Raw genomic sequence first — 21,390 nt, 5'->3', positions numbered from 1 at the left:
TGCGTTATGTCATCGGATGATAATCTATGGCAGGGGCTGCGGCTGATTGCCCGCTACCACGGTACGGCGGTGAATATCCGCGCCCTGCGTGAGCAATTTTTTGTCGATGCGGAACATCACATCACCCTGCAACTGGTTCGTGCGGCCCGCCATTGTGGCTTTCGTTGTCGCTACTATCCCCGCCTGCACGTCACCTCTCGCTTACCTCTGCCGGCGCTGGTTCATTTACCCGATCGGGGATATAGCGTGTTGTTGGCGGTTAAGGACGGGCAATGGCTGGTTCAGGAGATCGATCGGCCGCAACCCTCCGTGTACTCGCCCGTGGAGGGGGCCAGGGTCGGCGGTTTTTTATTTAGCCAACGTTTCTCTGTGGAAAAGCTGGCCAACGAGTTCAATCTGCGCTGGTTCTGGCAGGCATTTATGCAGTATCGCAGGCTGGTTGGTGAAGTCTTGCTGGCTTCATTTTTTATTCAATTGCTGGCATTAATCACCCCCCTTTTTTTCCAGGTTGTGGTCGACAAGGTTTTGGCCCATCAGAGTCTGACGACGCTGGACGTCCTGGCGCTGGGAATGCTCTGTATTACCGTTGCTGAAGTCGTGCTGGATGGACTCCGAACTTACCAGCTGGCACATACCGCGCAAAGAATTGATGTCACCTTGAGCTCATTGCTCTTTCGTCATCTTCTGGCGCTGCCGCTGGCGTGGTTTAAGGAACGGCAGGCAGGCGTTACCGTAGCACGGGTTCACGAACTCAAAACGGTACGGGAATTTCTCACCGGCAGCGCTCTGACGCTTTGTACCGATCTGCTCTTTATGGTGATTTTTTTCGTCGTCATGGCGTTCTACAGTATCCCATTGACTCTTATCGTCATCATTTCGCTGGTTTTTTACGCCATTTTATCGGCGGTTATCACGCCATCTCTGCGCCGTCGTCTCAACGAACAGTTTCGTCAGGGAGCGCAGAATCAGGCTTTTCTGGTGGAGAGCATCACGGCGATTGAGCCGCTGAAAGCGATGGCGGTTGAGCATCATATGGTCCGTCGCTGGGATACCCGAATCGCCGCTTTTGTCAGTAGCAGCTTCAGAACGCAGAATTTGGGGAATATAGCCGGGCAGATTTCCCGCTTTATTAGCCGGGCAACCAGCGTGGCGATCCTGTGGTACGGCGCGCAGCAGGTTATTCAGGGCGACATGACGGTCGGCGCGCTGATTGCCTTTAACATGTTTGCCGGCCAGGTTACCGCGCCGGTGCTGCGCTTCGTACAGCTATGGCAGGACATACAGCAGGTCTCGGTTTCCATCAAACGGCTGGGGGATATTCTGAATATGCCTACCGAGCAACAGCCTGCGAGCGGCATCGCTCTCGCCCAAATGCAGGGGGCGGTAAGGTTCGCCGGGATCAGCTTTGCCTACCATCCCGGCGGCGCTCAGGTGCTGAACAGCGTGACGCTATCCGTGCGGCCAGGCGAGGTTATTGGCATCGTAGGGCGCTCGGGCTCGGGTAAGAGTACGCTGGCGAGACTGATGCAAAGGCTGTATTTACCCTCGGTAGGCCAGATATTTATCGATGGCACGGATATCGCTCATACCGATCCGCAATGGTTGCGCCGTCAGGTTGGCGTCGTGTTACAGGAAACTCAGCTTTTCTCCGGCACCCTGCGGGAAAATATCGCCCTTGCCGTACCCGATGCCTCGCAGGAGCAGGTGATGGCCGCTGCCGCGCTGGCCGGCGCCCATGAGTTTATCAGTGAACTCCCGATGGGCTATGACACACCGGTTGGCGAACACGGCGGGCAACTTTCCGGCGGGCAGAAACAACGTATCGGCCTTGCCCGTGCGCTGATAACTGACCCGAAAGTATTGATTCTCGATGAAGCCACCAGCGCGCTGGACTACGAATCTGAACGGATTATTCACCACAATATGGCGGAAATCTGTCGGGGGAGGACGGTATTTATTATCGCCCACCGCTTGTCCACCGTGCGGCTGGCCGACCGTATTATCGTGATGGAAAGGGGCGGTATCGGCGAGCAGGGAACGCATGCTGCGCTGCTTGCCGGGAATGGTCTGTACGCGCGTTTATATGCGCTACAGCAGGGGATGACCGGATGAAGCGTTACCGGGAATTTCTCCCCGCGGTGCTGGAGGTTCAGGATTCGCCGCCTTCGCCTGCGGGCAGGGGCATCATCTGGTGCGTGATGTTGACGATGTCAGCGGCGCTCTTATGGGCAGCCTGGGGTAAGGTTGATATTGTTGCCGTGACGCAGGGGAAAATCGTGGTGAGCGAACTGTCGCGCCCGGTGAATGCCGCGGTCACCGCTGAAGTCGCGGCGGTGATGGTGCGGGAGGGGATGCACGTGGCCCAGGGCCAGCCGCTGATCAAATTTAACGACGGTCATTTGCAGGCGCAAATCAAAGAGAACCGGCTGCGCCAGCGTATTAACCGGTATCATATTGCGCGTCTGACATTGCTTAACCGTTATTATCATCAGGGGAGCGTTACCGCTCAGCTTCCTCCCGCCTATCTACAAGAGGATGTTGCGCTGGCTGAACAGGCGGCGTTACGGCTAACGGCGGAAATCGAGGCGGATCGCCGTGAAAAAGCGGTGTTTGACAGCCGAAGAGCGGTTCTGCTGGCGCAGCTGGCCGAGGGACAGGTGGAAAAAGCGCTGGCTGAAAATTTGCTGCCGCTTTTCAGAGAACAATATCAGGCGCTGGAAGCGCTGTATCAGAAGAAGCTCACCAGTCGGGACAGCCTGCTGGAGAGCGGGAAAAAATATACCGAGTCCCGCCATCGGGTGGGGGCCGCAGAAACCCGCGCACAGGAGGTGCGTGACAGCCTCCATCAGATAGATGAAGAAGCGCAGGCCAGAACGGCCGATAAAACCCATGCCCTTGCCAAAGAGAGCGCGGAGCGCAGCGATGAAAACCGGGTGCTGGAAACCCAGCTCAATCAGCTCCAGTCCCTGAGCGCACAATACCTGTTGCGCGCGCCGGTTAGCGGAACGGTGGAGTCTTTGGTCTTCAGGGATGCCGGCGGCGCCGTGGAGCCGGCGCAGGAGCTGCTGAAGATCGTTCCCGATAGCGGTGAACGGGTAGCGGAAGTCATGGTCAGGAACCAGGACGTCGGTTTTCTACGGCCCGGGCAAAAGGCGGCGGTGAAAATCAGTACCTTTGACTTCACCCGCTATGGGTGGGTGACGGGTGAACTTCGGCAGGTCTCGGCCGATGCCGTTGAAGATCGGGAGCTGGGGTTGGTTTATCGGGCGGTGATTTCCCTGAAACAGCGAACGTTGCTGGTTGAAGGAGAGGAAAAACTTCTTGAACCGGGGATGCAGGTTACCGGTGAAATAAAAACGGGACGCAGAACAATCCTGAGTTACCTGCTGAGTCCCGTAATGGAAGCGCTGGATGGAGTGGGTAAACAGCGCTAGTAACGGCTTTTCGCTTAAAGCCGTTACCGTATGCCGCGTTCGATTAGCGCGTCGCCGCCTTCAGGCTCTGCACGAATGCTTTGAGCTCAGCCAGCATGGTCTGCGGATCGTTAACGTTGCGCTCGATAATTTTCACGATCGCCGAACCGGAAATCGCCCCGGCCGCACCGGCTTCAAGCGCGGCGGTCACCTGTTCCGGCGCGGAGATGCCAAAGCCCTGCAGCGGCGGCGCGGCGTTATATTCGGCCAGTTTTTCCACCAGGTGGTGCAGCGGCAGCGCGGCGCGGTTTTCCGCTCCGGTAACGCCAGCGCGTGACAGCAGGTAGGTATAGCCGCGGCCCCAGGAGGCAATCTGGCGCAGCAGGTCATCATCGGCGTTCGGCGGGCAGATGAAGATCGGCGCGATATTATGGCGCAGCGCCGCCTGACGGAACGGGGCGGACTCTTCAATCGGGACATCGGCGACCAGCACCGAATCGACTCCGACACGTGCGCACTCGGCATAGAACTCGTCAATACCCGGGCTGAATACCAGGTTGGCATACATCAGCAGGCCAATCGGGATAGTCGGGTGCTTGTGGCGAATCGCCGTCAGCATTTCAAAGCATTGCGCCGGGTTAACGCCAGCGGCAAAGGCGCGCAGGGTTGCGCCCTGAATCGTCGGGCCATCCGCCAGCGGATCGGAGAACGGAATCCCCAGCTCCAGGGCGTCGGCGCCGGCTTCAATCAGCGTATCGATGATCTTTAGCGACAGCTCAGGGTTCGGATCGCCGAGGGTGACGAAGGGAACGAACGCGCCTTCCCGGCGGGTTTTCAGTTGTGCAAACAGCGTCTCATAACGTTCCATCAGATTTCCCCTCGCGCTTTCAGAATATCGTGTACGGTGAAGATGTCTTTGTCGCCGCGACCGGACAGATTAACCACCAGCAGCTGCTCTTTTTCCGGGTTTTCGCGCATCATTTTCAGCGCATGCGCCAGAGCGTGAGAGGACTCCAGAGCCGGAATAATCCCTTCATGGCGGGAGAGCGCTTTAAAGGCCTCCAGGGCCTCGTTATCGGTAATCGACACGTAATCCGCGCGGCCGGTGCTGTTGAGGAAAGCGTGCTGCGGGCCAACGGACGGGAAATCCAGACCGGCGGAAATGGAGTAGGACTCTTCAATCTGGCCGTCTGCGGTTTGCATCATCGGTGACTTCATACCGAAGTAGATGCCAACGCGACCATGCTTCAGCGGCGCGCCGTGTTCACCGGTTTCAATCCCGTGACCCGCAGGTTCGACGCCGATCAGACCGACGTTGGTTTCATCGATAAAGTCAGCAAACATCCCGATAGCGTTGGATCCGCCGCCGACGCAGGCGATAACCGCATCCGGCAGACGACCTTCTTTTTCGAGAATTTGCGCTTTGGTCTCTTCGCCAATCATGCGCTGGAATTCACGCACGATGGTCGGGAACGGATGCGGGCCCGCCGCGGTACCGAGCATATAGTGCGCGGTCTCGTAGCTACCAGACCAGTCGCGCAGCGCTTCGTTACAGGCATCTTTCAGCGTGGCGGAACCGCTGTGCACCGGAATCACTTCGGCACCCATTAAACGCATGCGGAACACGTTTGGCGACTGGCGTTCGACGTCTTTTGCGCCCATATAGATGCGGCACTTCAGACCGAGCAGAGCGCTGGCGAGTGCGGATGCTACGCCGTGCTGGCCGGCGCCGGTTTCGGCGATAATTTCGGTTTTACCCATTCGTTTAGCCAGCAGCGCCTGACCCAGCACCTGGTTGGTTTTGTGCGCGCCGCCGTGCAGCAGATCTTCGCGCTTCAGATACAGCGTGGTGCGGGTCCCTTCGGTCAGGTTACGACATTTAGTCAGCGCCGTGGGACGACCGGCGTAGTTTTTCAGCAGATCGGTAAATTCCGCCTGAAACGCCGGATCTTTCTGCGCGCTGACGAACGCTTCTTCCAGCTGGCGCAGGGCAGGCATCAGAATCTGCGGGACATACATACCGCCAAATTCGCCAAAATAGGGATTAAGTAAAGTGCTCATTATTGCTCCTTAATATGCGCGCAGTGTTTGAAACACCGAAGCCAGTTTGCTGGGATCTTTAATACCCGGCTGCGACTCTACGCCTGAATTGAAATCGAGTCCGGCACAGCCGCTTTTCGCAGCTTCTACACAGTTATCGGCACCCAGGCCGCCTGCCAGAATGACATTACGCAGGTCCTGGCCCTGCAGCAGCGTCCAGTCGAAACGCTGGCCGCTACCGCCCTGGCCATTATCGAAAACATACTTATCGACATGGGTGAAGTGACGTGAGGGTAGCGTGTCGCTGACGCTGAGGGCTTTCCAGATTTGCACCGACTCCGGAAGGGCCGCACGCAGCGCGTCAATATAGGTCTGATCTTCGCTACCGTGCAGTTGAATCGCCGCCAGCGGAAGCTGTTCTGCCCGGGCGGCGACCGCCTCGATGGGCGCGTCACGGAAGACGCCAACGTAGCGCAGCGGAGCGGACTGAATAATCTCTTTCGCCTGGGCATCGTTCACGGCACGCGGCGAGGAGGGAACAAAAATCAGCCCGCCATAAATTGCGCCGGATTCACAGGCGATCTGTGCATCCTGAGGCCGGGTCAGGCCGCAGACTTTATTCTCGCCGAGCAGCACGCGCTTCACGGCGGCATCGAGATCCGCCTGTTCCATCAAGGCGGAACCGATCAGGAAACCGTTGGCAAAATGGCTGAGTTCACGCACTTCGGCGTAAGTATGAATACCGGATTCGCTGATAACCGTCACATCATGATCCAGGCGCGGCGCCAGCTGGCGGGTGCGGTTCAGATCAATCGACATATCGCGCAGGTCGCGGTTGTTAATCCCGACCACTTTGGCCTTCAGCGCAATGGCGCGCTCCAGCTCCTCTTCATTGCTGACCTCGGTCAGCACGCCCATGTTCAGGCTATGGGCCACGGCGGCAAGCTGGCGATACTGGTCGTCGTCAAGCACCGACAGCATCAGCAGGCAGGCGTCGGCCTGGTAGTAGCGCGCCAGGTAGATCTGGTAAGGATCGATGGTGAAATCCTTGCACAGAATCGGCTGCGGCGCGATGGCGCTGACGATCGGCAGAAAGTCGAAGCTGCCCTGGAAATATTTCTCGTCGCACAGGACGGAGATGGCCGAGGCATAATTTTTATAGACGCCGGCGATGGTCGCCGGGTCAAAATCCTGGCGAATCAGTCCTTTCGACGGAGACGCTTTTTTGCATTCCAGAATAAACGCGGTGCGTGTACCGGCGAGCGCATCGTAAAAATTACGCTGAGTCGGGACGACGTCATTCTGAAAACTGGCTAACGGTTGCTGTTGTTTGCGGTCTTCTACCCAAATCGCTTTGTCGGCAACGATTTTTGCTAAAACGGTCTGCATTATTTACCCTCTTGCCGCTAATGCGGTCACTCTGTCATAGGCCGCTCCGCTGCGCAGCACGTCGATCACCTGCTGAGCGTTGGCCTTCAGGTCTTCGTGCCCGTACAGGCGCATCAGCATAGCGACGTTGGCGGCGACGGCGGCTTCGTGAGCGGCTTCACCTTTACCTTGTAGCAAGCGCGTAAGAATGTCACGGTTTTCTTCCGGCGTGCCGCCAGCCAGCTGCTCCTGATGGTAAGGCGTGAGACCAAAGTCATTAGCCGTCAGCTGATAGCTTTTAATTTCCCCGTTATTCAACTCAGCGACCACCGTCGGCGCATGCAGCGACACTTCATCCATACCGCCGCTGTGGACTACCGCAGCCCGCTGGTAGCCCAACACGCGCAGGGTTTCGGCAATCGGCAGCACCAGTTCCGGGCTGTAGACGCCAATCAGCGCCAGCGGCGGATGTGCCGGGTTAATCAGCGGCCCGAGCACGTTGAACAGCGTGCGGGTTTTCAGCTGCTGGCGAACCGGCATCGCATGGCGGAAACCGGTGTGATACTTCGGCGCAAACAGGAAGCAGACGCCCAGTTCATCCAGCGCGGTGCGGGACTTGTCGGCATTCATATCCAGGTTGATACCGAACGCGGCCAGCAGATCGGAAGAGCCCGACTTGCTCGATACGCTGCGGTTGCCGTGTTTGGCGACTTTCAGGCCGCAGGCCGCCGCCACAAAGGCGCTGGCGGTGGAAATATTGATACTGTTGCTGCCGTCGCCGCCGGTACCGACGATATCGGCGAACAGGTAGTCTGGACGCGGGAACGGCGCGGCGTTTTCCAGCAGGGCGGTGGCGGCGCCGGCAATCTCTTGCGGCTGTTCACCGCGCACCTTCATGCTCACCAGCGCGGCAGCCAGCTGCTCGGGTTTCACTTCTCCCCGCACCACCGCAGAGAACAGCAGGTGACTTTCCTGCTGGCTCAGGGTTTCGGCCTGATACAGCTTCTCGAGGATCGGCTGAATCACGTTGGTCTGCTCGAGTTTCTGCAGCGCCCATGCCAGGGTCTGCTCCAGTAGACGTGCGCCCTGGGTGGTGAGAATCGACTCAGGATGGAACTGGAAGCCGCAGACGCGGTCGGCATCATGACGCACCGCCATGACCATCCCGTTAAAGTTGGCGTTAATGGTCAGCCCGGCCGGAATATTGCTGCCCACCAGCGAGTGATAACGCGCTACCGGCAGCGGATTGGTCAGCCCGGCAAACATCGCCTGGCCGTCATGTTCGATGCTGGAGGCTTTGCCGTGCAGGATTTCGCCGGCCTGGCCGACGTAGCCGCCGTAAGCTTCAACAATGGCCTGATGACCGAGGCAGATACCGATGATCGGCAGTTTGCCGCGCATCCGGGTCAGCAGCTCCGGCATGCAGCCCGCTTCGCTGGGGGGTCCCCGGGCCCGGAGGAGAGCATCAGCACCGGATTATCCATGGTACCAATGCGCTCAATTAAGGTCTGCGCCGGCACCGAGTTACGGTAAATCACCACGTTATGGCCGTTCGCGCGCAGCTGGTCTGCGAGGTTATAGGTAAAAGAGTCGATATTATCGAGCAGCAGGATGTCGGCCATCAGAAAGTCTCCTTAGCGTGGTGGGCCTGAGCGATTGCGCGCAGCACCGCGCGAGCTTTATTGCGGGTTTCATCCGCTTCGGACTGAGGCACTGAATCCAGAACGATACCGGCGCCAGCCTGGACGGTGGCGATGCCGTCCTGCACATAGGCAGAACGAATCACGATGCAGGTATCGAGGTCGCCGTGGGCGGTAAAGTAGCCCACCGCGCCGCCGTAGCTGCCGCGGCGTTTGCCTTCGGCGGCGGCGATAAGCTGCATGGCGCGAACCTTCGGCGCGCCGCTCAGGGTGCCCATGTTCATACAGGCGCGGTAGGCATGCAGGACGTCGAGGTCGCTACGCAGTTCGCCAACCACGCGGGACACCAGGTGCATCACAAAGGAGTAGCGGTCAACTTTGGTCAGGTCGGCGACGTAGCGGCTGCCCGGCGTACAGATTCGCGCGAGGTCGTTACGCGCCAGGTCAACCAGCATCAGATGCTCGGAAAGCTCTTTATGGTCAGTGCGCATTTCCAGTTCGATACGGCTGTCGAGGTCGCGATCCAGCGATCCGTCGGCGCGGCGGCCGCGTGGGCGGGTACCGGCAATCGGGTAGATCTCAATCTGGCGGCTGAGGGCGTCATATTTCAGCGAGCTTTCTGGCGATGCGCCAAATAAAGAGAAGTCGTTATCCTGCATAAAGAACATGTACGGGCTCGGGTTGCTCTTTTTCAGGACGTCGTAGGCCGCCAGCGCCGACGGGCAGGGCAGAGAGAAGCGGCGGGACGGCACCACCTGGAAGATTTCACCGGCGCGAATGGCGCGCTGCATTTTGCGTACCACCGCGCCGTACTCTTCATCGCTCTGATCGCAGTCGCAGGTCATCGATTCAACTTTAGTCACCGGCAGCGGCGCAGGCGGCTCGTTAAGCTGCTGGCGAAGCTGGGCGATACGCTGGGTCAGACGCTGTTTTTCACTCTCCAACGGGGTGAACAGGCTCGACTGGATACGGGTATTTTTGGTCTGGTGGTCGATAACCAGCAGGGTTTCGGCCAGGTAGAAACAGTAGTCCGGGCAGGCGGTGTCGCTTTCCAGCGGCGGCAGATTTTCAAAACCGGCTACCAGGTCATAGGCAAACAGGCCGCCAAAGAACATCGCTTCGCGCTCGTCCGGCGGAACGGTGACCAGTTCCTGCAGCAGACGGAAGGCGTCAAAGACGGATAAAGAGCACAGGCGGGCATCTTCATCCAGCAGCGCGCTGACTGGCGGGAAGGTCAGGATCCGGCTATTGGGCTGGCGCTGATTGTCGATGCCCGAAGGCAGAGTATTATCCAGTAAATCCAGCAGGGCCGCGCCGTTAGCAGAAAGCGCCTGCAGAGTGACAGTGTCACCTAGCGCGGTGATGCGCAGCGCGCTGTCTACCAGCAGCAGGCTTTTTAAATCGTCTTTGCTGTCGATATCCGCCGATTCCAGCAGCAGCGTGGCCGGGCGAGCGCCGCACAGCTGGTGAAACAGCGCCGTGGGGTTTTCGCGATAGATGGCGTCGCTGGTGAGAAGCTCGAGTGCCGGTTTTGATGTTTGCATTATTGTTCTCGCCTTTCGGTATAATAATTTGTCCAATAAAAAGCCCGCTCATTGGCGGGCCGGGTATCTGTATGCTGAGTGCAAAACGCGATCACGCCGCCCGATATCAGGAGGTGCGCCACCAGCCGTGCAGAGTGATAAATTGCGTTTTCATCGTGATACCCCTTCATGTGAACTTGCGTACTAGTTAACTAGTCCAGAGGAATAAAGTCAACCCCTGTTTGCAGATTTTCTCCGCGAGTCGTTATGATAATGCGCTAATTTAAGTCCATGTCCAGCAGGAGTCTCTTTGAGCGACACCCATTACGCAGTGATTTACGATCTGCACAGCCACACCACCGCCTCTGACGGGCGGCTGACTCCGCAAGAACTGGTTCATCGCGCTCACCAGATGCGCGTCGGGACCCTGGCGATTACCGACCACGATACCGTTGCGGCGATTCCCGCCGCGCGTGCCGAAATCGCCCGCGCCGGTTTACCGCTCACGCTGGTAACCGGGGTGGAAATTTCAACATTGTGGGAAAACCACGAGATTCATATTGTCGGTTTGAATATTGATATTGCGCACCCGGCACTGAGCGCGCTTCTGGAAGAGCAGAAGGCGCGTCGGCAGCTGCGCGCACAGATGATCGCCGAGCGGCTGGAGAAAGCGCGGATTCCAGGCGCCTGGGAGGGGGCCATGAAGCTTGCTGACGGCGGCGCGGTAACCCGCGGACACTTCGCGCGCTTCCTGGTGGAAGCCGGTTATGCCAGCAATATTGCCGATGTTTTTAAAAAATATCTCGCCCGCGGGAAAACCGGATACGTTCCGCCGCAGTGGTGTACAATAAAACAAGCGATTGATGTCATTCATCATTCTGGCGGCAAAGCGGTTATCGCCCATCCCGGGCGTTACGACCTCTCCGCCAAGTGGCTGAAACGGCTGTTGGCCCACTTCAGCGAGCAGGGTGGCGATGCGATGGAACTGGCGCAATGCCAGCAGGCGCCCCATGAACGTACGCAGCTTGCCGCGTACGCCGTGCAGTTTGGTCTTCTGGGTTCACAAGGATCTGATTTTCATCAGCCTTGTCCGTGGATCGAACTGGGCCGCAAACTTTGGCTACCCGCTGGCGTAGAAGGGATCTGGCACAGCTGGGAAACGGCCGCAGAATAAAATTGAGAGGGAAGTATGAGCCAGTTTTTTTATATCCATCCGGACAACCCGCAGGCACGGTTGATTAACCAGGCGGTGGAGATTGTGCGTAAGGGTGGGGTGATCGTTTATCCCACCGATTCCGGTTACGCGCTGGGCTGTAAGATTGAAGATAAAGGCGCGATGGAGCGTATTTGCCGCATTCGTCAGTTGCCTGATGGCCACAACTTTACGCTGATGTGCCGCGACCTGTCTGAGCTGTCGACCTACGCGTTTGTCGATAACGTGGCGTTTCGCCTGATAAAAAATAACACCCCGGGTAACTACACCTTTATCCTCAAGGGGACCAAAGAGGTACCGCGTCGCCTGCTGCAGGAGAAGCGTAAGACCATCGGGATGCGCGTGCCGTCGAACCCGATAGCCCAGGCGCTGCTGGAGACGCTCGGCGAACCGATGCTGTCGACCTCGTTGATGCTGCCCGGTAGCGAATTCACCGAATCCGACCCGGAAGAGATCAAAGACCGGCTGGAGAAGCTGGTGGATTTGATTATCCACGGCGGCTATCTTGGCCAGCAGCCTACCACCGTCATCGACCTGACCGAAGACGCGCCGGTCGTGCTGCGTGAAGGCGTCGGCGACGTTAAACCGTTCCAGTAACGGACTACGTATTCCCCGGCAGCATCGCGACCCCGGCTGCCGGGGTCGCGATGAGCTTGCCCCATTCCTGATGCAGGACTGCCGCGCTATTTCGCTCTGAGTCGAAACAGCCCGTGAAGCATCGTCTTTCTGGCGCCAGGGGGGCCGTCGCGTCTTGCAAAGCTTGCCGACAGCCGATCCAGCAGGATGGCAATCAGCACCACCACGAAACCACTCTGTAGGCCAGTGCCAATTTCCAGCTGTTGGATACTGCTCAAAATATCGTTACCCAGCCCGCCGGCCCCGACCATCGACGCGATAATCACCATCGACATAGCCATCATGATCGATTGGTTTATGCCGGCCATAATCGAGGGCTGCGCAGCGGGCAACTGCACTTTCCACAGCAACTGCCACGGCGTGCAGCCAAAGGCGATGCCCGCTTCGATGCGCGAAGCGTTGACCTGGCGAATACCTAAATCGGTCAGACGCACCACCGGCGGCATAGAAAACAGAATCGTCGCGAAGATCCCCGGCGGGCGGCCAAGCCCGAACAAAATCGTCGCGGGTATCAGGTACACAAAGGCGGGCATGGTCTGCATAAAATCAAGCACCGTGCGAATGATCCTGCCGGTAGCCGCGCGTCGCGCGCTGCAGATCCCGAGTGGAATGCCGATCAGCAGGCTGAAAAACGTTGATGACAGGGTCAGCGCCAGCGTCACCGCAGCGTGCTCGCTGTAGCCGCTGTAAATGATATACAGCGAAGCAAGCAGGGCAAACAGCGCAAAACCTTTGCCAATCCGCCATGCGCCCAGCCAGACCGCGATGATCACCAGCCCCCACGGCGAAAGCGCATTTATCACGCTCTCAAGGCCCCCGGCAAAGCGGTCGATAGCCCCGGCAAAACCGTCAAAGCCGTCGCCGGCGTGTGCCAGCAGGCGTTGTACTGCATCGTCAATCTGACGACTAAAATCGAGGGGGTAGCTCATGATGGCTCCTGACGCGTTGTCCAGATATCGGCATAGCTTTCGGCCAGCTGCCAGCGCGAAACGTCGACCCCGGAGAAAAAGTGTTGCACATACGCGGTCGCCGGCGCGTTTATCAGCTCTTCCGCGGTGCCAACCTGCACCAGCCTGCCTTTTTCCATAATCGCAATCCGCGTTCCGAGGCGCAGCGCCTCTTCCATATCGTGGGTGACAAAGACGATGGTGCGCCGGGAATGTGCCTGTAGCGACAGCAGCAGCGTCTGCATTTCACGGCGAATAATCGGATCGAGCGCGGAAAATGCTTCATCCATTAACAGCACGGTGGGGTCCATGACCAGCGCGCGCGCAAGCCCGACCCGCTGTTGCATGCCACCGGAGAGCTGAGGCGGGTACTGTTCGGCAACGTCGGCAAGCCCGACTTTTGCCAGCATCTCGTTCGCTTTTCGGTAGCGCAGATCCCGGGATTCGCCGGCTACTTCAAGGCCGAACGCGACGTTATCCAGTACGCTGCGTTCATCAAACAGCGCGAACGACTGGAAAACCATGGCGATATGGCGGCGGCGCAGGGCGATCAGCTCGGATTCCCGCAGCGCGGAAAGCGTTTTACCCTGGAAAATCACCGAGCCGGAACTGGCCGGGAGCAGGTGGTTAAGCGTGCGCAGCAATGTCGACTTACCGGAGCCGGAAAGACCGACAATGACAAAAATCTCTCCGCGATATATTTCTAAATTGATATCGCTCAAGGCATTAATCGCCGCGCTTTTTGGCGCTGTTAAGAAAAAACGTGTATTATCGCTGGAATAATAATTTTTATTAACGGATTGTAACTCAAATATAGGTTGTAACATGGCATCGTGTTTATTTTAGGGTGGCGTTAAAAAACTAACATATAAAACCGTCGAGCGCGCTAATCTATTTCGTCAAATCAATATGCGTTTTCTGTCTTAGCTTATTTATTTTCTGGTATTAGATGACCGGAAGCGTGAAAACTCCAGGCTTCATCCAATAACCATGCTTTGACTTTTTCCTGCTGCGCCGAGACCGGTTTAGCATTGGCGGAAATCAGATAATAGCCCCGTTCGGTACGGTGCATCGGCCCGCATTGCACCAGCTGTTTACTGGCAAGAAACGGCGCGATCAGCGGCTGCCAGCCGAGGGCGATCCCCTGGCCTTCCAGCGCCGCCTGGATCACCAGGGAATAGGCGTTGAACGTCCGGGAGGCGGCATGATTTTGCCCGGATACCTGATGCTGGCGGAACCAGTCGTCCCACGTCATCCAGCGCTGGGGCCGGGATTCCGGCAGCTTCAGCAGGGGATAATCCAGCAGAGATTCGGGGGCGGAGACCGACGCCATTTCTTGCTTAATCTTTTGATTGCAAACAGGAATGACAATCTCAGGGAACAGCCGCTGGCTCTGCGTTCCGGCCCAGTTTCCGTGGCCAAAATAGATCGCCAGATCCGCGTTACTATCGCGAAAGTTATAGTCGTTGGGCGAAGTGGTTATCTGTACCTCCACCCCCGGAATTAACGCTTGCAGCCTCTCCATGCGGGGTAAGAGCCAGTAGCTGGCAAACCCCATATCGGTGTCGATACGCAGGACATTGCGCTGCAGACGCGTGCGTTCGAACTGCTCGCTGATTTCCAGCAGGCTATTGCGGACGATCAGATACAGACTATTGCCGGATTCGGTGAGCTGGACGCCGCGATGACGGCGTTCAAATAGCGGTGAATTAATCAGATTCTCCAGCATCTGAATACGCTGACTGACCGCCGGCTGCGATAGTCCGAGTTCATTTCCGGCGGCGGTAAAATTACCTAAACGCGCCGCCGCTTCAAATACCACTAGCGCCTGTAAAGGCGGAAGCTGTAATTTTCCTGCCATAAATTCACCTTATGTCATGATAAAAAAATAACCCCTTCACAGGGCCTGTTGATACATGAGATAAGGCTAACACGTTTTATTAATTATTTTACTGTGCGGAAAGGTCATGCTTATAAATAAACCGAATATCGTTATTCTGATGGCCGATCAGTTAACGGCCAGCGCCTTAAGAGCGTATGGCAATAACGTTAGTCTGACGCCAAATATAGATAAATTAGCTCGCGAAGGGGTGGTATTTGATTCCGCCTATTGCAACAGTCCGCTGTGCGCGCCATCGCGTGCATCGTTGATGACCGGGCAGTATATTTCCCGTAATCAGGTGTATGACAACGCCGCCGAGTTCCATGCCGACTCGCCAACCTTTTGCCATTATCTGCGCGAACAGGGCTACCGCACCTGGCTGTCGGGGAAAATGCACTTTTGCGGCCCCGATCAGCTGCACGGTTTTGACGAACGGCTGACGACGGACATTTACCCCGCCGATTTTGGCTGGACGCCGGACTGGAAACATCCTGAACGCCGACTCGACTGGTATCACAACATGAGTTCGGTGCTGGAAGCAGGCGAGTGCGTGCGTACCAACCAGCTTGATTTTGATGATGAGGCCTTATTCCTCGCCCGCCAGCGCTTGTATGACGCCGCCCGTCGCCCCGATGAACAGCCGTTTATGCTGCTCCTGTCGCTCACGCATCCCCACGATCCTTTCGCGATCCCCAAACGCTACCTCGATCGTTTTTCGCCAGATGACATCGATATGCCGGTTACGCGCGGCAACGATATTGCAGACGATGCGCATTCGGCGCGGATGCGCGCCATGTATCAGCTGGAACCGGGCTTAATCCACGATGAGCATATTCGGCGCGCCCGTCATGCCTACTACGGCGCTCTGGCCTACGTTGATGATTGCTTTGGTGAAATGGTGCGCACCCTCGAAGAAACGGGGCTGGCCGAAAATATCGTGGTTATGGTGATTGCCGACCATGGCGAAATGCTCGGCGAACGTGACCTGTGGTACAAGATGAACTTCTTCGAGAACGCCGTACGCGTGCCGTTTATCGTGCATAACCCCACGCGCTTCGCGCCCCGTCGGGTCAGCGAAAGCGTCTCGCTGGTGGATCTGTTGCCTACGCTTGTCGAGCTTGCCAGCGGCGAAGATCGCAAAGCGCAGGCTATCGCTCCGCTGGATGGCAACAGTCTGGTGCCGCATTTACAGGGGCTACCCGGGCCGGACGGGGCGGTGAGCGAATACCTGGCCGAAGGCGCGCTTGGGCCGATGCTGATGTTTCGCCGGGGGGAGTGGAAATATATTCATTCAGTCAGTGAGACGCCGCAGCTGTTCAATTTACGCGACGATCCCCACGAGCGGGTGAATCTGGCGACGAATAACAATTATCAAGCGGTCGCGCAGGCGTTCGTCGATGAAATCGCGGCGCGCTGGGATCTTGATGCCCTCTATCACCAGGTGCTCGCCAGTCAGCAAAAACGCCTGTTTTTAACCCAGGTCGCCGGACGGGATGCCATTCCAGACTGGGACTATCAGCCGTTTCAGCGCGCATCGACACGCTATATCCGTAACCATCAAACGCTGGATGAACAAGAGGCGTTCGCTCGCTATCCTTCTCCCGCGAAACACCAGGAATGATAATGAAAATGAAACGCATGACCCGACTGATGCTGTTGGCGGCCGCCGGCTGGTTGCCGCTGAGTGGCTTCGCCGCCGATGACGCGCGTTGCGCCACCGTCACACAGTCCGATCCGGGCTGGACCGATATTGCGGCGACCAATGCCCTTTCCGGGACGATACTGAATGCGCTGGGCTATCGGCAAAAAGTACAAAACCTGTCGGTGGCGCTGGCGTTTCAGGGGCTGAAAACCGGCCAGGTTGACGTATTCCTCGGCAACTGGATGCCCGCGCAGGCGCCGGTGATCGGTAAGTTCACCGCCGATGGCGCGATTAAGGTGCTCGGCAGCAATCTCCCGGCCGCGCGCTTCACGCTCGCCGTACCGGATTACGTCGCCGCCGCAGGGGTAAAAGACTTCTCCGACCTGCAAAAATTTGCTGATAAGTTCGGCCATAAAATTTACGGCATTGCCCCCGGGGCGCCGGCTAACCTCAGTCTGAAGAAGATGATCGACGCGCATGATTTCGCCCTGCAAAACTGGACGTTGGTGGAGTCCAGCGAAAGCGGCATGCTGGCGCAGGTGGCGCGCGCGGTGGAACGTCAACAGTGGATCGCGTTCCTGGGCTGGGAGCCGCACGCTATGAATACACGCTTCAGGCTGGTCTACCTGAGCGGCGGCGACAAGTACTTTGGCGCCCACTATGGCAGCGCTACGGTGAATACGGTGACGCGCAAGAATTTTGCTGCTGAATGTCCGAATCTGAATCGCTTTTATAGTCAGTTGACCTTTGACGTCGGGCTGGAAAACGCGGTGATTGCCCGTATGCTGGACCAGCAGCAAACGGCGCAGGAGGCGGCGCGCGAAGAGTTAAAACGCCGTCCGCAGCTGCTGGATAGCTGGCTGGATGGGGTGACGACGCGCAGCGGCGAACCGGCGAAACCCGCGGTTATCAGTTATCTCGGGCTATGAGTCATCATATCAATCGCTTCCAGCTGATGGCGAAACCGTCAGGAGCGGTGTGCAATATCGACTGCACCTACTGCTACTACCTGGAAAAGCAGCGGCTCTATCCGCAGCGGCAGGCCCACTGGAAAATGGACGGCGCGACGCTCGAAAACTACGTGCGGAAAAATATCGCCAGCCAACCTGCGCCAACGGTTGATTTTCACTGGCAGGGCGGCGAGCCGACCCTGCTCGGGATTGACTTTTTCCGCGAGGCGCTGCGATTACAGGAGCGCTACCGCGGCGGGAAGCGCATCAGCAATGTTTTTCAGACCAACGGAATTAACCTTGATGATGACTGGGCCCGGCTCCTGAAACAGCACGGTTTTCTCGTTGGTCTCTCCCTCGACGGCGATCGTCTCAGCAACGATGCGTATCGCCGGACGCGCGCCGGGAAAAGTACCTTTGACGCCGTTATCCGCGGCCTGGAGGCGCTGAAGCGGCACCATGTGGAGTTCAATACTTTGACGGTGGTGAATGCGGAAAACGTCAAACGGCCGTTGGCAATCTACCGCTTTCTTAAGCAGATCGGCAGTCGCTATATGCAGTTTATTCCGCTGGTGGAACGGCGAGCCGCACAGCCCGATGCCAACGGTTTGACGCTGATTTCCCCTGATTTTTCCGCGCAGTGCCGGGTGACAGAATGGTCGGTCGCGGCCAACGCGTACGGGCGCTTCCTCAACGCTATCTTCGATAGCTGGGTACAAGACGATATGGGAAGCGTTTTCGTGATGAACTTCGAGCAGACGTTGGCAAAAATGGCTGGCAGATCCGGCTCCTGCGTGATGAACGAAACCTGTGGCGACAATCTGATTGTGGAGTCCAATGGCGATATCTATTCCTGCGACCATTTCGTTTATCCCGAGCATAAGCTGGGCAACATCAACCACAATAGTCTCTCCGCGCTGGTTAACTCGGCGCAGAATATCGCCTTTGCCCAACGTAAGCGGACCCACCTCGGCCGCGAATGCCTTAGCTGTTCGTTCCGTCCGCTTTGCAACGGCGGCTGTCCGAAACACCGTTTCACACTTTCCGACGATGGACGACCCAATAAGAATTATTTCTGCGACGGCTACATGCTGCATCTGCGCCACGTTTTACCGATCATGCAGACGCTGTTGACATTGATGCGTCAGGGAGACTCGCCGGAAAGGATCAGGCAAACGCTCGCGCAGCATTATTACCGGCAGCGGGAGCGTTGAGGCGGTGACCGGGCGCCGCAGTCTCAGAGGGGAGATTGCCATGATGCTGGTCGAGTGGTCCGGCGGACAGAATTGACGGGCGACGAACTTGCGCCATTTTATTTCTGCATTGCGCAGGATTTCGATGTGGGACAGGGATAAATGGCTGCGTGTGGTGCATAATAAATGCAGCCCATCTGTGACCGCTAATACCCGCAGTCGGGGCGAATATAACCTGAAGAAGCATTCATTTCGAAGTTAGTGTAATATGTGCGACCACGTTTGCAGGCGTGTCTCAGTCGTGACGGTTATCAGGCGTCGGCTGTGGTGCCCCTTCGGGACAAAAGTATTGACCCAACAACAGGTGATGGAATTTATTAACCTGTTGTTTTATAAAGTATACCAGACGCCTGGGAAGGCGACACCTTAAGGAAGCTCAATGAGCGAGAAATTACAGAAAGTGCTGGCCCGCGCTGGCCACGGCTCCCGCCGTGAAATTGAATCTAAAATCGAAGCTGGCCGCGTCAGCGTCGATGGTAAAGTCGCCACCCTCGGCGATCGTGTAGAAGTGGTTCCTGGTTTAAAAATTCGTATCGATGGTCATCTGATTTCGGTGAAAGAGTCCGCTGAGCAGATTTGCCGCGTCCTGGCCTATTACAAGCCGGAAGGCGAACTCTGTACGCGTAACGATCCGGAAGGCCGCCCGACGGTGTTTGACCGTTTGCCGAAACTGCGCGGCGCGCGCTGGATTGCGGTGGGGCGTCTGGACGTCAACACCTGCGGTCTGCTGCTGTTCACGACCGATGGCGAACTGGCAAACCGTCTGATGCACCCGAGCCGCGAAGTGGAACGTGAGTATGCCGTGCGTGTGTTCGGTCAGGTTGATGACGACAAACTGCGTCAGCTGTCTCGCGGCGTGCAGCTGGAAGACGGCCCGGCGGCGTTTAAAACGATTAAGTTTGCCGGTGGCGAAGGGATTAACCAGTGGTACAACGTCACGCTGACCGAAGGGCGCAACCGTGAAGTGCGCCGCCTGTGGGAAGCGGTTGGCGTGCAGGTCAGCCGCCTGATTCGCGTTCGCTACGGCGATATTCCGCTGCCGAAAGGCCTGCCACGCGGCGGTTATACCGAGCTGGATCTGGCGCAAACCAACTACCTGCGTGAGCTGGTTGAACTGCCTGCGGAAACCACCTCGAAAGTCGCGGTAGAGAAAGATCGCCGCCGCATGAAGGCGAATCAAATTCGTCGCGCGGTGAAACGCCATTCCCAGGTGGGGAACAGCAACAACCGCCGTTCGGGCGGCAGCCGTAGCAACGGCTAATCTGAATAAATCCGGCGGGCACCCGCCGGATTTCTCTGCGCTACCCTCCTTGCATGTGATTCCTTTCACACTTCTGCATAAAGACAAAAAACAGGAAACGCCCGGACAAATAACGCAAAGTACGGTTTCTGCTATCACCATATACTGTCGACACTGATTACAATAACAGGTAGCCAAAAAATGGATACAGCAGGAAAGTTATCGGCAAGCTATGTGGTTATCGGCGTGAAAGAGAAAATAGGTTACGGCTTTGGTGACTTTGCTTCCAATTTATCTTTCGGCTTTGTCTCTCTGTTCTTACTGTTTTTTTATACCAATATTTACGGCATCAGCGCGGTGCAGGCCAGTCTGATATTTGTTATAGCCCGGGTCATTGATGCCATCTTTAATATTTTGATCGGTTTTGCGATTGATAAAACGCACAGCCGATATGGTAAACTGCGTCCCTGGTTATTATATGGGGCGATACCGTTAGGTTTTTTAACGGTGTTGTGCTTTGTCCCCTTCGGTGGTGAGGCTAAATTTTATTTTGCGCTGATCTCTTATACGCTGTATTGCCTGGCATATACTTCGGTCAACACCCCCTATTCGGCGCTAACCAATCGTCTGACGCAACATGAAGCATCTCGTTCATCGCTGTCGGTATATCGGTTTGTGCTGGCGATTGTCGGTTATCTCATTGTTTCAACCACCGCTGATATGCTGATCTCGCCCTTCACCGATAAGCAATCAGGGTATGTCTTCGCGGTCTCTTGCTTTGCGCTGCTGGCAACCTTTTTGTTCCTCGCCTGTTTCGGCATGACCCGTGAACGGGTGGGTGAAGAGGAAGAGACTCCGGCGCCATCGCTGCGGGAAATGCTGCGGGCGGTGATGGGGAATGCGCCGCTGCTTAATTTATCGCTGTTTACGGTATTCTTCTATATTGCCTATACCGTGTGGATGGCGATTGCGATCTATTTTATTAAGTACATTATCGGCAGTGAAGGCTATACCGCCACCTTTTTCCTGATTCAGTCTGGCGCCTATATTGTCGGCACCGTTATTTCAGAAAAAGCGATAGCGCTGATGGGTAAAAAGAAAATGGCGTTGGTGGCGCTGCTAATCGGCATTTTTGGGGTGCTGATGCAGTATTTTGTTGCCGGGCATAACCTGTGGCTGATTATGACCGGGGTGTGTCTCTACAGTATTACGCTGGGGATGGGTTTTGTAGCCATGTGGTCAATGATTGCGGATACCGTGGAATATGCCGAGTGGCATCATGGTGTACGTACCGAAGGCGCAATTTATGGTTTCTTTAACTTTATTACCAAAATTGCGATGGCGATCGGCGGCGGCTGCGCGGGCTGGATGCTGGACTACTATCAATATGATGCCGGCAATATTAGTGCCAGCGCAATTAACGGGATTAATATTTTGATGACGTTATTCCCCGGGGCAATGTTTGCCATCAGCGCGATATTTGTCGCATGTTACTCACTGGATGAAAAAACGTATCGCGAGATTGTTCACAAAATTAGCCTGCGTAAACAGAATGCGCTTTAACCTCAGGGAGCCAGAGATGAATACCGAATTGAATACCCTTATCGCGGCGATGACCGCAGAAGAGAAAGTTGCGCTGTTGA

Annotated in this window: 16 protein-coding genes, 1 pseudogene and 1 other annotated feature; of the genes and pseudogenes, 9 read left to right on the top strand and 8 right to left on the bottom strand. The window is 56.7% G+C overall.

Features of this window, described 5'->3' with window-relative positions:
* Nucleotides 1-6 precede the first annotated feature (6 nt).
* Both GRPL_RS06570 and GRPL_RS06575 read left to right on the top strand, forming a co-directional pair.
* Nucleotides 7-2,112 carry a type I secretion system permease/ATPase gene (locus tag GRPL_RS06570; protein ID WP_050500327.1) on the top strand — a complete coding sequence of 702 codons (2,106 nt, stop codon included), beginning with the start codon at nucleotides 7-9 and terminating at the stop codon, nucleotides 2,110-2,112.
* Nucleotides 2,109-3,434 (top strand): HlyD family type I secretion periplasmic adaptor subunit, encoded by a 1,326-nt coding sequence (locus GRPL_RS06575; protein ID WP_032700181.1) that lies wholly within the window; start codon nucleotides 2,109-2,111, stop codon nucleotides 3,432-3,434. The genes GRPL_RS06570 and GRPL_RS06575 overlap by 4 nt, the downstream gene beginning before the upstream one ends.
* A gap of 43 nt (nucleotides 3,435-3,477) precedes the next feature.
* Here GRPL_RS06575 and trpA read toward each other — a convergent pair whose 3' ends face one another.
* The 5 genes and pseudogenes from trpA to GRPL_RS06600 all read right to left on the bottom strand — a co-directional run bounded on the left by trpA (nucleotide 3,478) and on the right by GRPL_RS06600 (nucleotide 10,005).
* Nucleotides 3,478-4,281, bottom strand: a complete 804-nt coding sequence (trpA, locus tag GRPL_RS06580; protein WP_032688130.1) for a tryptophan synthase subunit alpha — start codon at nucleotides 4,279-4,281, stop codon at nucleotides 3,478-3,480.
* Entirely contained in the window at nucleotides 4,281-5,474 is a 1,194-nt protein-coding gene (trpB, locus tag GRPL_RS06585; protein WP_004860995.1) for a tryptophan synthase subunit beta, read from the bottom strand. Before trpB ends, trpA begins: the two co-directional genes overlap by 1 nt.
* Nucleotides 5,475-5,483: 9 nt before the next feature.
* Nucleotides 5,484-6,842 carry a bifunctional indole-3-glycerol-phosphate synthase TrpC/phosphoribosylanthranilate isomerase TrpF gene (gene trpCF / locus GRPL_RS06590; protein ID WP_032688129.1) on the bottom strand — a complete coding sequence of 453 codons (1,359 nt, stop codon included), beginning with the start codon at nucleotides 6,840-6,842 and terminating at the stop codon, nucleotides 5,484-5,486.
* Nucleotides 6,843-6,845: 3 nt separating this feature from the next.
* A pseudogene (trpD, locus tag GRPL_RS06595) lies at nucleotides 6,846-8,443 on the bottom strand (bifunctional anthranilate synthase glutamate amidotransferase component TrpG/anthranilate phosphoribosyltransferase TrpD).
* Nucleotides 8,443-10,005: an anthranilate synthase component 1 gene (locus tag GRPL_RS06600; RefSeq protein ID WP_032688127.1), complete on the bottom strand. Its 1,563-nt coding sequence runs from the start codon at nucleotides 10,003-10,005 to the stop codon at nucleotides 8,443-8,445. Before GRPL_RS06600 ends, trpD begins: the two are co-directional and overlap by 1 nt.
* 34 nt (nucleotides 10,006-10,039) lie before the next feature.
* Nucleotides 10,040-10,135: a sequence feature (Trp leader region), on the bottom strand.
* 159 nt (nucleotides 10,136-10,294) lie between these two features.
* Here GRPL_RS06600 and rnm point away from each other — a divergent pair.
* Both rnm and GRPL_RS06610 read left to right on the top strand, forming a co-directional pair.
* Entirely contained in the window at nucleotides 10,295-11,158 is an 864-nt protein-coding gene (gene rnm / locus GRPL_RS06605; protein ID WP_032695872.1) for an RNase RNM, read from the top strand.
* Between the two features lie 15 nt (nucleotides 11,159-11,173).
* Nucleotides 11,174-11,794, top strand: coding sequence for an L-threonylcarbamoyladenylate synthase (locus GRPL_RS06610; protein ID WP_032695873.1), 621 nt, complete (start codon nucleotides 11,174-11,176; stop codon nucleotides 11,792-11,794).
* An 86-nt stretch (nucleotides 11,795-11,880) separates the two neighbouring features.
* On the opposite strand, the gene GRPL_RS06615 is transcribed toward GRPL_RS06610, so the two are convergent.
* The 3 genes from GRPL_RS06615 to GRPL_RS06625 form a co-directional block, all read right to left on the bottom strand.
* Nucleotides 11,881-12,762, bottom strand: coding sequence for an ABC transporter permease (locus GRPL_RS06615; protein WP_032700180.1), 882 nt, complete (start codon nucleotides 12,760-12,762; stop codon nucleotides 11,881-11,883).
* Nucleotides 12,759-13,502, bottom strand: coding sequence for an ATP-binding cassette domain-containing protein (locus GRPL_RS06620; protein WP_223306618.1), 744 nt, complete (start codon nucleotides 13,500-13,502; stop codon nucleotides 12,759-12,761). The genes GRPL_RS06615 and GRPL_RS06620 overlap by 4 nt, the downstream gene beginning before the upstream one ends.
* 206 nt (nucleotides 13,503-13,708) lie before the next feature.
* Nucleotides 13,709-14,641, bottom strand: coding sequence for a LysR substrate-binding domain-containing protein (locus GRPL_RS06625; protein WP_032700179.1), 933 nt, complete (start codon nucleotides 14,639-14,641; stop codon nucleotides 13,709-13,711).
* 106 nt (nucleotides 14,642-14,747) lie between these two features.
* On the opposite strand from GRPL_RS06625, the gene betC reads away from it, so the two are divergent.
* The 5 genes from betC to GRPL_RS06650 all read left to right on the top strand — a co-directional run bounded on the left by betC (nucleotide 14,748) and on the right by GRPL_RS06650 (nucleotide 21,310).
* The gene (gene betC / locus GRPL_RS06630) at nucleotides 14,748-16,283 is read left to right on the top strand and encodes a choline-sulfatase (RefSeq protein ID WP_032700178.1); all 1,536 of its coding nucleotides are present in this window, start codon (nucleotides 14,748-14,750) and stop codon (nucleotides 16,281-16,283) included.
* Nucleotides 16,284-16,285: 2 nt separating this feature from the next.
* Nucleotides 16,286-17,233: a choline ABC transporter substrate-binding protein gene (choX, locus tag GRPL_RS06635; protein ID WP_223306619.1), complete on the top strand. Its 948-nt coding sequence runs from the start codon at nucleotides 16,286-16,288 to the stop codon at nucleotides 17,231-17,233.
* Nucleotides 17,230-18,468: an anaerobic sulfatase maturase gene (locus tag GRPL_RS06640; protein ID WP_032700177.1), complete on the top strand. Its 1,239-nt coding sequence runs from the start codon at nucleotides 17,230-17,232 to the stop codon at nucleotides 18,466-18,468. Before choX ends, GRPL_RS06640 begins: the two co-directional genes overlap by 4 nt.
* Nucleotides 18,469-18,886: 418 nt before the next feature.
* On the top strand, nucleotides 18,887-19,768 hold the full coding sequence (gene rluB / locus GRPL_RS06645) for a 23S rRNA pseudouridine(2605) synthase RluB (protein WP_004861010.1): 882 nt from the start codon (nucleotides 18,887-18,889) through the stop codon (nucleotides 19,766-19,768).
* A 180-nt stretch (nucleotides 19,769-19,948) separates the two neighbouring features.
* Entirely contained in the window at nucleotides 19,949-21,310 is a 1,362-nt protein-coding gene (locus GRPL_RS06650) for an MFS transporter (protein WP_032695878.1), read from the top strand.
* The last annotated feature ends 80 nt before the right edge of the window (nucleotides 21,311-21,390 follow it).

The organism is Klebsiella planticola ATCC 33531, from assembly GCF_000735435.1.
In the GTDB taxonomy this organism is placed as follows: domain Bacteria; phylum Pseudomonadota; class Gammaproteobacteria; order Enterobacterales; family Enterobacteriaceae; genus Klebsiella; species Klebsiella planticola.
The sequence above is the reverse complement of the archived record's forward strand: the minus strand, read 5'-3'. Positions and strand labels throughout refer to the sequence as shown.